At 67.7% G+C, this 12,291-nt stretch carries 14 protein-coding genes; 11 read left to right on the top strand and 3 right to left on the bottom strand.

The window, feature by feature from the left end; translation table 11 throughout:
• Positions 1 to 13: 13 nt before the first annotated feature.
• The gene (rutF, locus tag ACGLHS_RS30685) at positions 14 to 550 is read left to right on the top strand and encodes an NADH-dependent FMN reductase RutF (protein WP_394485578.1); all 537 of its coding nucleotides are present in this window, start codon (positions 14 to 16) and stop codon (positions 548 to 550) included.
• 146 nt (positions 551 to 696) lie between these two features.
• Here rutF and rutR read toward each other — a convergent pair whose 3' ends face one another.
• Positions 697 to 1,410, bottom strand: a complete 714-nt coding sequence (rutR, locus tag ACGLHS_RS30680) for an HTH-type transcriptional regulator RutR (RefSeq protein ID WP_394485577.1) — start codon at positions 1,408 to 1,410, stop codon at positions 697 to 699.
• A 259-nt stretch (positions 1,411 to 1,669) separates the two neighbouring features.
• On the opposite strand from rutR, the gene ACGLHS_RS30675 reads away from it, so the two are divergent.
• From ACGLHS_RS30675 to ACGLHS_RS30645, 7 genes are all read left to right on the top strand, one after another.
• Positions 1,670 to 2,671: an isopenicillin N synthase family dioxygenase gene (locus tag ACGLHS_RS30675; protein ID WP_394485575.1), complete on the top strand. Its 1,002-nt coding sequence runs from the start codon at positions 1,670 to 1,672 to the stop codon at positions 2,669 to 2,671.
• Between the two features lie 23 nt (positions 2,672 to 2,694).
• Positions 2,695 to 3,081: a VOC family protein gene (locus tag ACGLHS_RS30670; protein ID WP_394485573.1), complete on the top strand. Its 387-nt coding sequence runs from the start codon at positions 2,695 to 2,697 to the stop codon at positions 3,079 to 3,081.
• A 64-nt stretch (positions 3,082 to 3,145) separates the two neighbouring features.
• On the top strand, positions 3,146 to 4,252 hold the full coding sequence (locus tag ACGLHS_RS30665) for a BMP family ABC transporter substrate-binding protein (RefSeq protein WP_394485571.1): 1,107 nt from the start codon (positions 3,146 to 3,148) through the stop codon (positions 4,250 to 4,252).
• 19 nt (positions 4,253 to 4,271) lie between these two features.
• Positions 4,272 to 5,798 (top strand): ABC transporter ATP-binding protein, encoded by a 1,527-nt coding sequence (locus ACGLHS_RS30660; RefSeq protein WP_394485569.1) that lies wholly within the window; start codon positions 4,272 to 4,274, stop codon positions 5,796 to 5,798.
• Positions 5,791 to 6,948 carry an ABC transporter permease gene (locus tag ACGLHS_RS30655; protein WP_394485567.1) on the top strand — a complete coding sequence of 386 codons (1,158 nt, stop codon included), beginning with the start codon at positions 5,791 to 5,793 and terminating at the stop codon, positions 6,946 to 6,948. The genes ACGLHS_RS30660 and ACGLHS_RS30655 overlap by 8 nt, the downstream gene beginning before the upstream one ends.
• Positions 6,945 to 7,877 carry an ABC transporter permease gene (locus ACGLHS_RS30650; protein ID WP_394485565.1) on the top strand — a complete coding sequence of 311 codons (933 nt, stop codon included), beginning with the start codon at positions 6,945 to 6,947 and terminating at the stop codon, positions 7,875 to 7,877. The genes ACGLHS_RS30655 and ACGLHS_RS30650 overlap by 4 nt, the downstream gene beginning before the upstream one ends.
• The gene (locus ACGLHS_RS30645; RefSeq protein ID WP_394485563.1) at positions 7,874 to 8,548 is read left to right on the top strand and encodes a cysteine hydrolase family protein; all 675 of its coding nucleotides are present in this window, start codon (positions 7,874 to 7,876) and stop codon (positions 8,546 to 8,548) included. Before ACGLHS_RS30650 ends, ACGLHS_RS30645 begins: the two co-directional genes overlap by 4 nt.
• A 4-nt stretch (positions 8,549 to 8,552) precedes the next feature.
• Here the strand turns inward: ACGLHS_RS30645 and ACGLHS_RS30640 are convergent, their stop codons facing one another.
• Positions 8,553 to 9,314 (bottom strand): hypothetical protein, encoded by a 762-nt coding sequence (locus tag ACGLHS_RS30640; RefSeq protein ID WP_394485560.1) that lies wholly within the window; start codon positions 9,312 to 9,314, stop codon positions 8,553 to 8,555.
• A 47-nt stretch (positions 9,315 to 9,361) separates the two neighbouring features.
• On the opposite strand from ACGLHS_RS30640, the gene ACGLHS_RS30635 reads away from it, so the two are divergent.
• The 3 genes from ACGLHS_RS30635 to ACGLHS_RS30625 are packed head-to-tail and all read left to right on the top strand — an operon-like array spanning position 9,362 to position 11,422.
• Positions 9,362 to 9,961 carry a LemA family protein gene (locus tag ACGLHS_RS30635; RefSeq protein WP_394485558.1) on the top strand — a complete coding sequence of 200 codons (600 nt, stop codon included), beginning with the start codon at positions 9,362 to 9,364 and terminating at the stop codon, positions 9,959 to 9,961.
• Between the two features lie 10 nt (positions 9,962 to 9,971).
• Positions 9,972 to 10,892: a TPM domain-containing protein gene (locus ACGLHS_RS30630; protein ID WP_394485557.1), complete on the top strand. Its 921-nt coding sequence runs from the start codon at positions 9,972 to 9,974 to the stop codon at positions 10,890 to 10,892.
• Between the two features lie 2 nt (positions 10,893 to 10,894).
• Positions 10,895 to 11,422, top strand: coding sequence for a TPM domain-containing protein (locus ACGLHS_RS30625; RefSeq protein ID WP_394485555.1), 528 nt, complete (start codon positions 10,895 to 10,897; stop codon positions 11,420 to 11,422).
• 125 nt (positions 11,423 to 11,547) lie between these two features.
• On the opposite strand, the gene pdeM is transcribed toward ACGLHS_RS30625, so the two are convergent.
• Positions 11,548 to 12,198 (bottom strand): ligase-associated DNA damage response endonuclease PdeM, encoded by a 651-nt coding sequence (gene pdeM, locus ACGLHS_RS30620; RefSeq protein WP_394485667.1) that lies wholly within the window; start codon positions 12,196 to 12,198, stop codon positions 11,548 to 11,550.
• Between the last annotated feature and the right edge of the window lie 93 nt (positions 12,199 to 12,291).

Raw genomic sequence — 12,291 nt, 5'->3', positions numbered from 1 at the left:
CATGCTCAACGCGATGGCCTCCCACTCCCCCGCATCGAACCTGACCGGACTGCCGCCCGGCTTGCCCAAGGCCGACTACCGCAATGCGATGGCGCGGCTGGGCGCGGCGGTCAACATCATCACCACCGACGGCCCCGCGGGCCGCGCCGGCTTCACGGCCTCGGCCGTGTGCAGCGTGACCGACGAGCCGCCGATGCTGCTGGTGTGCCTGAACCGCTCGGCCTCGGTGTACCCCGCCTTCAAGGCCAATGGCGTGCTGTGCGTGAACGTGCTGTCCGCCGGGCACCAGACGCTGTCAGCGCTGTTCGGCGGCAAGACGCCGATGGACGAACGCTTCGCGGCCGGCAACTGGAGCAGCAAGACCACCGGCTCGCCGATGCTCGACGATGCGGCCGTGTCCTTCGACTGCCGCGTGCTGCATGCCACGCATGCGGGCACGCACGATGTGCTGTTCTGCGAAGCGGTGGCCATTGCCATCGGTGGGGCAGCGCAGGGGTTGATCTATTTCGATCGCCGCTATCACGAGATCGCGGTGCCGCCGCAGCACTGATCCTTCCTGGGTCATCCGCAAGCGATGTCTTTTGCATTGCTCCTTCCCCCTCTGGGGGAAGGCTGGGATGGGGGCAGGCAGAGCGCCCAATAGGTACGCCGCTTGCCCTCACCCCAACCCTCCCCCGGAAGGGGAGGGAGCAAGACCTAGCGTGGCGCGATGCCCTGAAGAACGATGCGCTGAACGTTCTCTACCGTCTGCTCGAAGAACGCCGCATCGTCCAGCGTGTGCCCCGTCAGCGCCTGAACCTGCACACCGAAATCCGCGTAGTGCTGCGTGACCGCCCACAGCGCGAAGATCAGGTGATGCGGATCGACCGGCGCCAGCTTGCCGGCTTCGATCCACGCCTTGATGACTTCCGACTTTCGCTCGACCAGCGTGTGCAGTTCGCGATCGAGTTCATCCCGCAACAGCGGCGCACCCTGGATCATTTCAAGACAGAACAAGCGTGACGCATCCGGCCGGTCGCGCGATACCACCAGCTTGCGCCGGATGTAGTCGCCGATGGCCTCGGCCGGGTCTTGCTCCGCGCTGAAGCCACGCAGCGGTTCGAGCCACAGCGCGAGCAGATCGCGCAGCACGTTGACGTACAGCTCTTCCTTGTTCGCGAAGTAATAAAGCAGGTTGCTCTTCGACACGTCGGCGCGCGCCGCCACCTGGTCGATCGAGGTGCCATGCAATCCGAAGCGCGAGAACAGCCCCAGCGCAGCACCGAGGATCGCACTGCGCTTGTCCTCGATCTGGCGCAGCCGCCGGTTCACGGCCGACGCGCTGCGCACGGCGGGCTTCGCACGCTTGCGCGCCGGCTTGTCGGTGGTGGTCTTGCTGCTGGCTGCGGCCAGCGCCTTGGTCTTCGGCATCTTCCCTCGCTTCTTCTGGATTCCGGATTCGTTCGTTCACTCGCCTGCGAAGAGCGGGCTTGCACGGGCCATACCTGCAAGCCCCCATCGCGACGGCGCACCACTGTAAGGCCACGGTGCATCGCCCTGCGCCGCAACGGCCTGCAGGCCTTGCGCCGCGCACCATGCTGACGCGGCAAAAGCGATTTGTCCATTTGGTCCAACTGGCACAGACGTTGCATGGAGCACGGGTACACACGCCACGCACAAGGAACGTCCCATGACCCTTCTGTCTGTCCCCATCATCGATCTCGCGCCCTACTTCTCCGGCAGCCCCGAAGGCAAGTCGGAGGTTGCGAGAAAGGTCGACGAAGCCTGCCGCAGCATCGGCTTCCTGGTCATCACCAATCACGGCATTTCCACGGAGCTGATCTCGCGCGTGTCGACACTGTCGCGCCGGTTCTTCGACATGCCGCTGGGCGAGAAGCGCAAGGTCGATCGTCCGCGCGAAGACGCGGTGCGCGGCTACAGCGCGGTCGGCGAAGAGGGCCTGTCGTACAGCCTCGAAGAAGCCGCACCGGGCGACCTGAAAGAGTCGTTCTCCGTCGGCCCGTCGAACGTGCCCGACGACGACTACCACCGCGGCCCTGCAGCGGGTCCGCACTTCGAGCCCAACAGCTGGCCGCCCATCGACGGGTTCCGCGAAGCCTACGAAGGCTACTTCGAGGCCATGAGCGATCTCTCGCGCTCGCTGATGCGCATCTTCGCGCTCGGCCTTTCGCTGCCCGAGACCTTCTTCGACGACAAGATCGACAGGCACATCAGCATGTTCCGCGTGCTGAGCTATCCGCCGCAGCGCGAGCAACCGCTGCCCGGCCAGCTGCGCGCAGGCGCGCACAGCGACTACGGCAGCCTCACCATCGTGCTGCCCGACGACAAGGGCCTGCAGGTGTTCAACAAGGCCGGCCAATGGGTCGATGTGCCGCAGGTCGAAGGCGGCCTGGTCGTCAACATCGCCGACCTGATGATGCAGTGGACCAACGACCAGTGGGTGTCGACGCTGCACCGCGTGATCAACCCGCCGTTCGAGGTGGCGAGCACCAACCGCAGGCAGTCGCTGGTGTTCTTTCACCAGCCCAACTACGACGCGATGGTCGAGTGCCTTCCAAGTTGTCTCGCACCCGGCGAGCAGCCCAAGTACGCGCCCATTTCTTCCGGCGATCACCTCACCTCGAAGTTCGTCAAGCAGACGACCTTCGGCGGCACCAAGGTCGCGGCTTAGCCCTCAGGACTGTCAAGACCGGCATGGCCCACCTCTCCTACGTCAACGTCTTCGCCAAAGACGTGGTCGCGCTCAGCGGCTTCTACCAGCGCGTCTTCGGCTTCCCCGAGATCGAGGCGATCCGCTCGCCCATCTTTCGAGGGCTCGACACCGGCAAGTCGAGCCTGGGCTTCAACGCACTCGACGCCTACGAGCTGCTGCACCTTTCCGAGTTCTCCGACACACGCGGCGTGAAGTTCCTTCTGAACATCGACGTCGACAGCCAGGCCCACGTCGACCGCATGGTCCCCGTTGCGCTCGAAGCAGGCGCCACGCTCATCAAGCCGCCTTACGTCACTTACTACAACTGGTACCAGTCCGTGCTGCTCGACCCCGAAGGCAATGTGTTCCGCATCAACTTCATGATGTGACGCGCGCGGCGACTCCCACTTCTCTTCGTCTGTCCTTCCCCTGCTTCCCATGAAAGGTTGCTCCATGCTGCGCACACACCCCACCGGCTTTCTTGGCCTTGCACTGACGCTCGCAGCCGGCGGCGCGTGCTTCATCACGCCGCCCGCGATGGCGGCCGACGGCTTCACCCTCAAGGACAAGCCCAAGATCGCGATGCTCTATTTCGGCCCGAAGAACGACGGCGGCTGGACGCAGGCTTTCGACGAAGCCCGCGTGAAGATCGAAAAGGAAATCGGCCAGAAGATCCAGTTCGTCGAGAACGTGCCCGAAGACGCATCGGCTATCAAGCCAGCGGCCGAGAAGTTCATCCAGCGCGGCGCCAACATCGTGATCGGCACGGCCTTCGGTTATTCCGACAGCTTCAAGGACCTGGCCGCCAAGTACCCCGACGTGGCCTTCCTCAACGGCTCGGGCACCACCAACGGCAGCAACCTCGAATCGTTCTACGGCCGCACCTACGAGAGCCAGTACCTGTGCGGCATGGCGGCCGGCGCGGCATCGAAGACGGGCAAGCTCGGCTTCGTCGCGGCCAACCCCTTCGGCGTGGTGAACTGGACCATCAATGCCTTCGCGCTCGGTGCGCAGAAGATGAACCCCAACGCCACCGTCAACGTGATCTACACCGGCGCGTGGAACGACCCCATCAAGGAACGCGCAGCAGCCGCCGCGCTGATCGACCAGGGCGCCGACGTGATCGGCCAGCACGTCGACAGCCCGACGCCGCAGATCGTGGCGCAGGAGCGCGGCGTGTACGGCACCGGCCACCACCGCGACCTGCGCCAGTTCGCGCCCAAGGCCACGCTGTGCTCGTCGGTGTGGGTGTGGGACCGCTTTCTCACGCCCGAACTGAAGAAGGTCATGGCCGGCAACTGGAAGCCCGCCCCCTACGGCGCCTTCATCGAGATGAAGGACGGCGGCACCGACATCGCGGGCTTCGGCCCCGCCGTGCCCAAGGACAAGGCCGCACAGATCACGGCGGAGCGCGAGGCGATCCTCAAGGGCAAGCAGATCTACGCCGGCCCGCTGGCCGACCGCGACGGCAAGGAGCGCGTGGCCAAGGGCGCGGTGCTGTCGGACGCCGACCTCTGGAAGATGGACTGGTTCGTCAAGGGCGTGGTCACGCAGAAGTAAGCAGCCAGCCGAAAGCACCATGCCCAACGCGCTCGAACTCACCGGCATCCGCAAGTCCTTCGACGGCTTCGCGGCATTGACCGACGCCCACTTCGCCGCGCGCTGGGGCGAGGTGCACGCCCTGCTCGGCGAGAACGGCGCGGGCAAGTCGTCGCTGATGAACATCGCGGCCGGGCTCTATGCGCCGGAGGCGGGGCAACTGCTGGTGGACGACAACGCGGTGCGCTTCACCGGGCCGCGCGATGCGGCGCGGCATCGCATCGGCATGGTCCACCAGCATTTCAAGCTGGTTCGGCCGTTCACGGTGGCGCAGAACATCCTGCTCACCGCGCCGCCGCCGGCCGAGTTCCAGAGCCACGGCGAGCGGCTGCGCGAGATCGAACGCGACATCCGCAACAAGGCCTCGGAGCTGGGCTTCGAGATCGATCCGGCCAAGCGCATCGACGCCCTCTCCATCGCCGAACAGCAGCGCGTGGAAATCCTCAAGGTGCTGCTGGCGGGCGCGCGCATCCTGATCCTCGACGAGCCCACGGCCGTGCTGACCGACCAGGAAGCCGCGCGCCTGCTGCAGACCGTGCAGGGGCTGGCGCGCGCGGGTGCTGCCGTGGTCCTGGTCACGCACAAGATGGCCGACGTGAAGACCTATGCCGACCGCGTGACGGTGATGCGCGGTGGACGCACGGTGGCCACGCTGGAGCCGGGTGCGACGTCAGTGACCGAACTCGTGAAGCTGACCGTGGGCGAGTCCATTTCGGCATCGGGCTATCAGCCCGCGAAGGTGGCACGCGGCCCGGTGCGCCTCACGGTGCGCGGGCTGCGCTCGCCCGCTTCGCCGCAAGGACGGCGCGTGCTCGACGGTGTCGACCTCGAACTGCACGCGGGCGAAATCTATGGCCTTGCCGGTGTGGGCGGCAATGGCCAGGGCGAACTGGCCGGCGCCATCATGGGACTGCCGAGCGAAGCGACCGAGGGGGAGATCCGGCTCGAAGGGCATGGCGATCTCAAGGCGATGCCCGCATCAGCGCGGCGCGGGCTCGGCATTGCCGCGATTCCGGCCGACCGCTACGGGCTCGCGCTCGCGGGCGGCCTCTCGGTGGCCGAGAACTACGCTATCGGCCGCGTGCACAGCGGGCGCTATGGCCCGGTGTGGCATCTGCGCCGTGGCCGCATCCAGAGCGACACGCAAGAGGCCGTGCGCGCCTTCGACGTGCAAGGCGTGCGCTCGGTGGCGCAGAAGGCCGCGCTGCTGTCGGGTGGCAATGCGCAGAAGCTGGTGCTGGCGCGCGAGTTCGGCAAGTCGCCGACGCTGGTACTGGCGCACAGCCCCAGCCGCGGGCTCGACGTGCGCGCGAGCGCCGAGGTGCATGCGCGGCTGCGCGCCGCGCGCGACGGTGGCGCTGCGGTGCTGCTCATCAGCGAAGACCTCGACGAAGTGCTGCAGCTGGCCGATCGCGTGGGCGTGATGACGCGTGGCCGCATCGCAGGCGAGTTCGCGCAACCGGCCGACCGCCAGGCCATCGGACAGGCGATGGTGGACCATGGCTGACGCATCGCTGGCCGCCGACATGGCACACCCTTCCCCATCAAAGCCGGCAACGCATCAAGGCGCACGAACGGCACAACCGCTCGCCGGCCGCCGCTACGCGCTGGAAATCCGCCAGCACATGGCATGGCGCTGGCAGGCGCTGATCCTCGCGGCGGCGCTGGGAGTCGGCTTCGTGATCTCCGCCGCGATCCTCGTGGCCGCCGGTGTGCCGGCCGATGAACTCGCCAACGAGTTCGTGGTGCAGACCTTTCTCGACGGCCAGAACTTTCGCGCCGTGCTGTTCCAGGCCGCGCCGATGATCCTGGTCGGCTTGGCGGGCTCCATCGCGTTCCGCGCGCGCTTCTGGAACCTGGGCCTGGAAGGCCAGATGGTCTGGGGCGCCATCGGCGCGACCGCCATCTCGATGTGGCAGATCGGCCCCGAGAACCTGCGCCTTCCGCTGATGTTCGTGGCGGCCGTGGGCTGCGGCCTGCTTTGGGTGCTGGGGCCCGCGTGGCTCAAGCTGAAGCTGGGCGTGAACGAGATCATCTCGACGCTGATGCTCAACTACATGGCGGCCAACTTCCTGCTGCATCTGGTCTATGGCAGCTGGAAGGACCCGAAGGACAACTTTCCGTACTCGCCGCAGTTCCGCGCCTTCGAGCGGCTGCCCGAACTGGGCGCCGGCGTGGGCAGCGCGATCCTGCTCGCGGGCATCGTGGCGCTGCTGGCGTGGTGGCTGGTGGGCGTGAGCCGCGCGGGGCTGTACCTGCGCTTTGTCGATGCCAACCCGCGCGTGGCGCATGCCAACGGCGTGCCAGTGCGCCGCACCATCTATGGCGCGGTGCTGCTGTCGGGTGCAATGGCTGGTCTCGCGGGCTTCGCGGTGGCGGCGGGGCAGGAAGGGCGGCTCACGCAGGCCTTCTACCAGGGCTATGGCTTCTCGGGCATCCTCATTGCCTTCCTTGCGCGCAACAACCCATTGGCGGCCACCGTGGTGGCACTGCTGGTGGCGGCGCTGTTCGTCACCGGGCGCAGCCTGCAGGTGTTCTACCAGGTGCCGTTCTCGATGGTGCAGCTGATACAGGCCGTGATCGTGGTGTGCGTGGCATCGAGCGACTTCTTCATGCGCCACCGGCTGCGCCGCGTGGGCGGGGAGGCAGCGGCATGAGCGGCGGTGTCATCCTCAACTGGCTCGCGAGCACGCCCGACTTCGCGGTGCCTTATGCACTGGCGGCGCTCGGTCTCATCATCTGCGAGCGCGCGGGCGTGCTCTCGCTCGGCGCCGAAGGGTTGATGCTGGTCGGCGCACTGGCCGGCATCGGCGCGCAACTGGCGCTCGGCCAGCCGGCGGTGTCGCTGGTGCTGGCGATGCTCGCGGCCAGCCTCGTCTCGGTGCTGTTCGCGATCATGGTGATCTGGCTGCGCGTGAACCAGGTGATCGCCGGGCTCGCGCTGGTGTTCTTCTGCCAGGGGCTCACTGCGCTGGTCGGCTCGATGGCCGACTGGACCAACCACACCACCGAAGGCATCGGCACGATGGCGCTGTGGCCGTTGTCGCTGCTGCCGGGCGTGGGCAGGTTGTTCGAGCAGAACGCGATGGTGTGGCTCACGCTGCCGATCTTCGGCGCGGTGGCGTGGTTCTTCACGCGCACCTCCACCGGCCTGCGGCTGCGCGCCGTGGGCGAGAACCCGCAGGCGGCCGACGCGGCCGGCATCCGCGTCGCGGCATGGCGTTTTGCGGCCGTGCTCGCGGGCTCGGCATTGGTGGGGCTGGCGGGTGCGTACATCTCGGTGGTCAGCACCAAGCTGTGGATCGCAGGCATGACCGGCGGGCGCGGCTGGATCGCGGTGGGCCTCGTGATCTTCGCGCGCTGGTCGCCGTGGAAAGCACTGGTCGGTGCATTGCTGTTCGGTTGCATCGAGGCGCTCATTCCGCAACTGGCGGCGGCCGGCGTGCAGTTGCCGCAGTACTTCGTGATGATGACGCCCTACGTTGTGACGCTGGGCGTGATGGTCTGGGTCGCGCTCTCGCGGCGCGGTGCCGACGAAGAGCCCGGCGCGCTGGGCCAACCTTATGTGCGGGAGGAGCGGCGATGAAGGCCTGGGTCTATGGCGAAGAACGCGCGCTCGACGACGCGCAGTTTGCCGACTACCTCGATCCGGCCACCACCGCAGTGCTGTCGATCGACATGCATCGCGGCCATCTGGACGACGACCCCGATTGCCCCTGCCCCGCGCCGCGCGCACGGGACGTGGTGGCGCCCATCGACAGCTTCCATGACGAAGCACGCGCACTGGGCGTGCGCATCGTGCACATCAAGTCGGTGCTGCGGCCCGGTGGCGTGGACGACACCCAAGGCATTCCGGCCGCCTGGCGCCGCACCTTCCCGCTGCATGTGGGCGCGATCCCGAACGCCGATGCGCACGCCCTCGAAGGCTCGCGCTGGACCGAATGGGTCACGCGCGTGGAGCCCGGCGACATGCGCGTGGAAAACAAGCGCCGGCTGTCGGCCTTCTACCCGACCGACCTCGACTTTCTGCTGCGCAACCAGCGCATCCAGACCGTGGTGCTCGATGGCGGCTTTACCGACTGCTGCGTGCTCAACACCGCCTTCGATGCCAACAACCACAACTACCGCGTGATCGTGTTGCGCGACCTGGTGCGCGGCACCGATGCGCATCTGGAAGGCGCGGCGCTGGCGATGGTGTCGCTGCACCTCGGGCTGGTGCTCGATTCGGCGGAGTTGCTGCGCCAGTGGCGCGGCTGAGAAACTAACCCGGCAAACCCAGCCAGCGCTGCGCGACCGCTTGCATCTCGCCGCCCTGCGAGGCCTGCCACACCAGTTCGGGCGCCGCCACGTGCACGCCTTCGGGCGCGATGCGCAAGGCCAAGTCGAGCAGCTCGGCCACCTTCGACGCGCGCACCGGCTGCTCGCTGCTCGGCACCATGAAGCGCACGACGGACAGCATCCACGCGGCCAGCCGCTCGGCCGGGTTCGCGAACTTCGCATTCGCCGGCTTGCGCGCCGAGCGCACGAGGATCACGCGTTCGAAGCCGTTCGCCACCACCGCCTGTTCGTCCAGGCTCGCGAGCCCGCGCTTGAGCGCCTCGGGCAGCCGGCCCTGGTCGTGCGGCTGCACGATGGCCAGCGTGCGCACGCCGCAGGCACGCAGCCAGCGCGAGAGTTCCGGCAGGTCGGACGGCGCGGGCACCCACAGCGCGCGCTCGCGCTCGTGGTACATGCGCGGCGGGTCGAAGGCGATGACCGCCGTGTCGGCCGAGGTCAGCGGCCATTGCGCGATCGGCAGGCCGGGGCTCAGGTAGGTCTCGACGCCACGCAGCCCGTCGCGGATCGGCTCGCGTGCCAGCACGCGGGCATGGGCGAAGCGGTGGCTGCCCGCCAGCCGGCGCAGCAACTCCTGGCCCAGGGCGCCGGTCGCACCGGCAATGAGCAGCGTGCCGTCGGTGGTTGCGGCGACGGGCGGCGGCGCGCGGTTCGCTGCCTGCAGGGCCTGTAGAGGATCGAGGGACATAGAGCCATCTATGCTAACTTCCGGCTCTTCTAGCGGAGGTAATGCAAATGATGATGAAGCGCTGGCTCTTGATTCTCGTGGCGGTCGTGTCCCTGAGCGGCTGCGGCTACAACCAGTTCCAGGCACTTGACGAGGCCAGCAAATCGGCCTGGAGCGAGGTGCTCAACCAGTACCAGCGGCGCGCCGACCTCGTGCCCAACATCGTCGCCACCGTGAAGGGCGAGGCCAGCTTCGAGCAGGACACGCTCACCAAGGTGATCGAGGCGCGTGCCAAGGCCACCTCGATCCAGGTGACGCCCGAGACGCTCAACAACCCCGAGGCTTTTCAGAAATTCCAGCAGGCGCAGGGCGAGCTCTCGTCGGCACTGTCGCGGCTGATGGCGGTGTCGGAACGCTACCCCGACCTGAAGGCCAACCAGGCCTTCCGCGATCTGCGCGTGACGCTCGAAGGCACCGAGAACCGCATCACCGTGGCGCGCAACCGCTACATCGAAAGCGTGCAGGAGTACAACGTGCTCGCGCGCAGCTTCCCGACCAACATCACGGCCAAGATCTTCAGCTACGCACCGAAGCCCAACTTCTCGGTGCAGAACGAGGCGCAGATTTCCACGCCGCCCACGGTCGATTTCAGCGCACCGAAGAAGTAAGCCGCGCCCGATGGCCATGGCTGCTGCACTGCTGATGCTCCGTCGCGCGCTGGCCGCGGTCTTCCTGACAGTCATCGCCTGGGCCAGCCTGCCGGCGCTGGCGCAACAACAGGGCCTGGTGCCGGTGCCCGCGCTCACGGCGCGGGTGATCGACCAGACCGGCACGCTCGACGGCGCACAGCGCAACGGCCTCGAAACCAAGCTCGCCGCGTTCGAGCAGCGCAAGGGTTCGCAGATCGTGGTGCTGATGGTGCCGACGACGCAGCCCGAAGACATCGCCAGCTTCACCCAGCGCGTGGGCGACGCCTGGAAGATCGGCCGCAAGGGCGTGGGCGACGGCCTGCTGGTGGTGGTGGCGAAGAACGACCGCCAGATGCGCATCGCAACCGCCAAGACCCTCGAAGGCGCGGTGCCCGACCTGGCGGCGGTGCGCATCATCGATGAAGAGATGAAGCCGCGCTTTCGCAACAACGACTTTGCGGGCGGGCTGAATGCGGCGGTGGACCGGCTCATCGGACTCGTCGATGGCGAGCCGCTGCCAGAGCCTTCGCGCGACACGGGCAATGCCGGCAGCGGCAACGGCGGCTTCGACTGGGAAAACCTCGCCATCTTCCTGTTCGTCGGCGTCTTCGTCGGCGCGCCCATCGTGCGCGCGGTGCTGGGCCAGAAACTGGGCGCGCTCGTCATGGGCGGCGGCATCGGCGTGGTGGCCTTCTTTCTCACGACCAGCCTGGTCATCGCGGCGATTGCCGGGCTGATCGCGCTGGTGGCCTCTTTCGTCGTCGGCACCGGCAGGCTTGGTGGCGGTGGTGGTGGCTGGGGCGGTGGCGGCGGCGGAGGTTGGGGCGGCGGCCGAGGTGGCGGCGGGGGCGGTTTCAGCTCCGGCGGCGGTGGCAATTTCGGCGGCGGCGGTGCCTCCGGAGGTTGGTGAACATGGCAAGCGACGCAACGCTGTTTTCAAAGCTCGGCCGCATCTGGCGCCATCGCTGGATCGACGAGGCCGCCGTTCGCCATGCGCTGCCGGCCGATGCGCTGCAACGCCTCGGGGGCCGCGTGGCCGCGAGCGAGCGCCGGCACAGCGGCGAGATCCGCCTGTGCATCGAAGCCGGCCTGCCGATGTCGTACCTGTGGCGCCATGCACCCGCGCGGGAACGCGCCGTGATGCTGTTCGGCAAGCTGCGCGTGTGGGACACGGCACACAACAACGGCGTGCTGATCTACCTGCTGCTGGCCGAACACGCGATCGAGATCGTGGCGGACCGTGGCATCCACGCGCGCGTGGGTGAGGCCGAATGGGCCGCGATGACGCAGCGCATGGGCGCGGCGTTTCGCGAGGGGCGCTTCGAGGATGGGCTCACGCAGGCGCTGGAAGAGATTTCAGCCCTGCTGGTCGAGCACTTTCCGCTGGGCGAGAACGACGTCAACGTGAACGAATTGCCCGACGAGCCCGTGGTGCTCTGAGCCTTGTCTTGTGTCTTTCTCCCTCCCCTTCCGGGGGAGGGTCGGGGTGGGGGCAAGCGGCGTAGCCATCGGGCGTTCTGCCTGCCCCCATCCCAGCCTTCCCCCAGAGGGGGAAGGGGCAAGAGTCAATCGGCCACCGGCAGCGCCCACACGGTCGAACCACCCACCGCATAGAAACGCCGTCCCGGCGCCGACGCCATCACCAATCCCCCCGTGAATTCGCCAAAGGCCGGCAGCACGGCCTGCCGCGCATCGCTCACGAAGCAAGGCAGGCGCATGCTGTCATGCCCGCGCCCGTAGAGCTTGCAAGCCGGATGCAGATGCCCCGCGAGCACGAAATGCGTCGCATGCGATTGCGGATGGTGGCAACAGGCAAAGGGCCCCAGCAGAAAAGGCTCGTCGACCACGTTGATGTCCAGCGTCTCCGGCGGATCGCCCGCGCGGCTGTCGTGGTTGCCGCGCACCAGCGTCATCGCGATGCCCGCATGCCGCGCGCGCCAGTCTTCCACGGTGGCGAGCACGGTGCGCGCCTGCGCCGCGTGCAGGAAGTCGCCCAGGAACACGAGGCGCTGCGGCACATGCCGCGCGATCAGCGCGTCGAGCCGAGACAGGTTCTCCAGCGTGGTGCCGCCCGGCACCGGCTGGCCCAGCGCCCGGTAGGTGGCTGCCTTGCCCAGATGCAGGTCGGCCACGAACAGCACGCGCGCGCCGGGCCACCAGAGCGCGCGCTCGGGCAGCAGCTGCAGCAGCTCGCCAGCCCAATGGACCGGGAGCAGCGACGCGGAAGATTGCGGGGAAGTCACGGGCTGGCAGTGTCGCAAAAGGCGCAGGTGCTGGCGACCGGCTTGCAATTGGCCCCGGTGGCCCCC

The sequence above is a fragment of the Variovorax sp. VaC1 genome, from assembly GCF_043658315.1.
Classification (GTDB): Bacteria; Pseudomonadota; Gammaproteobacteria; order Burkholderiales; family Burkholderiaceae_C; genus Variovorax.
Note: the sequence above shows the minus strand (reverse complement) of the source record. Positions and strands in the feature narration are given on the sequence as shown.

What these genes read in the sequence shown, in the direction of transcription:
- ACGLHS_RS30675 (WP_394485575.1), top strand. Translation starts at nt 1,670, where the DNA reads ATGACCCTTCTGTCTGTCCCCATCATCGATCTCGCGCCCTACTTCTCC.
- ACGLHS_RS30625 (WP_394485555.1), top strand. Translation starts at nt 10,895, where the DNA reads ATGGCAAGCGACGCAACGCTGTTTTCAAAGCTCGGCCGCATCTGGCGC.
- rutR (WP_394485577.1), bottom strand. Translation starts at nt 1,410, where the DNA reads ATGCCGAAGACCAAGGCGCTGGCCGCAGCCAGCAGCAAGACCACCACC.
- ACGLHS_RS30650 (WP_394485565.1), top strand. Translation starts at nt 6,945, where the DNA reads ATGAGCGGCGGTGTCATCCTCAACTGGCTCGCGAGCACGCCCGACTTC.
- ACGLHS_RS30645 (WP_394485563.1), top strand. Translation starts at nt 7,874, where the DNA reads ATGAAGGCCTGGGTCTATGGCGAAGAACGCGCGCTCGACGACGCGCAG.
- ACGLHS_RS30630 (WP_394485557.1), top strand. Translation starts at nt 9,972, where the DNA reads ATGGCCATGGCTGCTGCACTGCTGATGCTCCGTCGCGCGCTGGCCGCG.
- ACGLHS_RS30640 (WP_394485560.1), bottom strand. Translation starts at nt 9,314, where the DNA reads ATGTCCCTCGATCCTCTACAGGCCCTGCAGGCAGCGAACCGCGCGCCG.
- ACGLHS_RS30655 (WP_394485567.1), top strand. Translation starts at nt 5,791, where the DNA reads ATGGCTGACGCATCGCTGGCCGCCGACATGGCACACCCTTCCCCATCA.
- ACGLHS_RS30635 (WP_394485558.1), top strand. Translation starts at nt 9,362, where the DNA reads ATGATGATGAAGCGCTGGCTCTTGATTCTCGTGGCGGTCGTGTCCCTG.
- rutF (WP_394485578.1), top strand. Translation starts at nt 14, where the DNA reads ATGGCCTCCCACTCCCCCGCATCGAACCTGACCGGACTGCCGCCCGGC.
- ACGLHS_RS30665 (WP_394485571.1), top strand. Translation starts at nt 3,146, where the DNA reads ATGCTGCGCACACACCCCACCGGCTTTCTTGGCCTTGCACTGACGCTC.
- ACGLHS_RS30670 (WP_394485573.1), top strand. Translation starts at nt 2,695, where the DNA reads ATGGCCCACCTCTCCTACGTCAACGTCTTCGCCAAAGACGTGGTCGCG.
- ACGLHS_RS30660 (WP_394485569.1), top strand. Translation starts at nt 4,272, where the DNA reads ATGCCCAACGCGCTCGAACTCACCGGCATCCGCAAGTCCTTCGACGGC.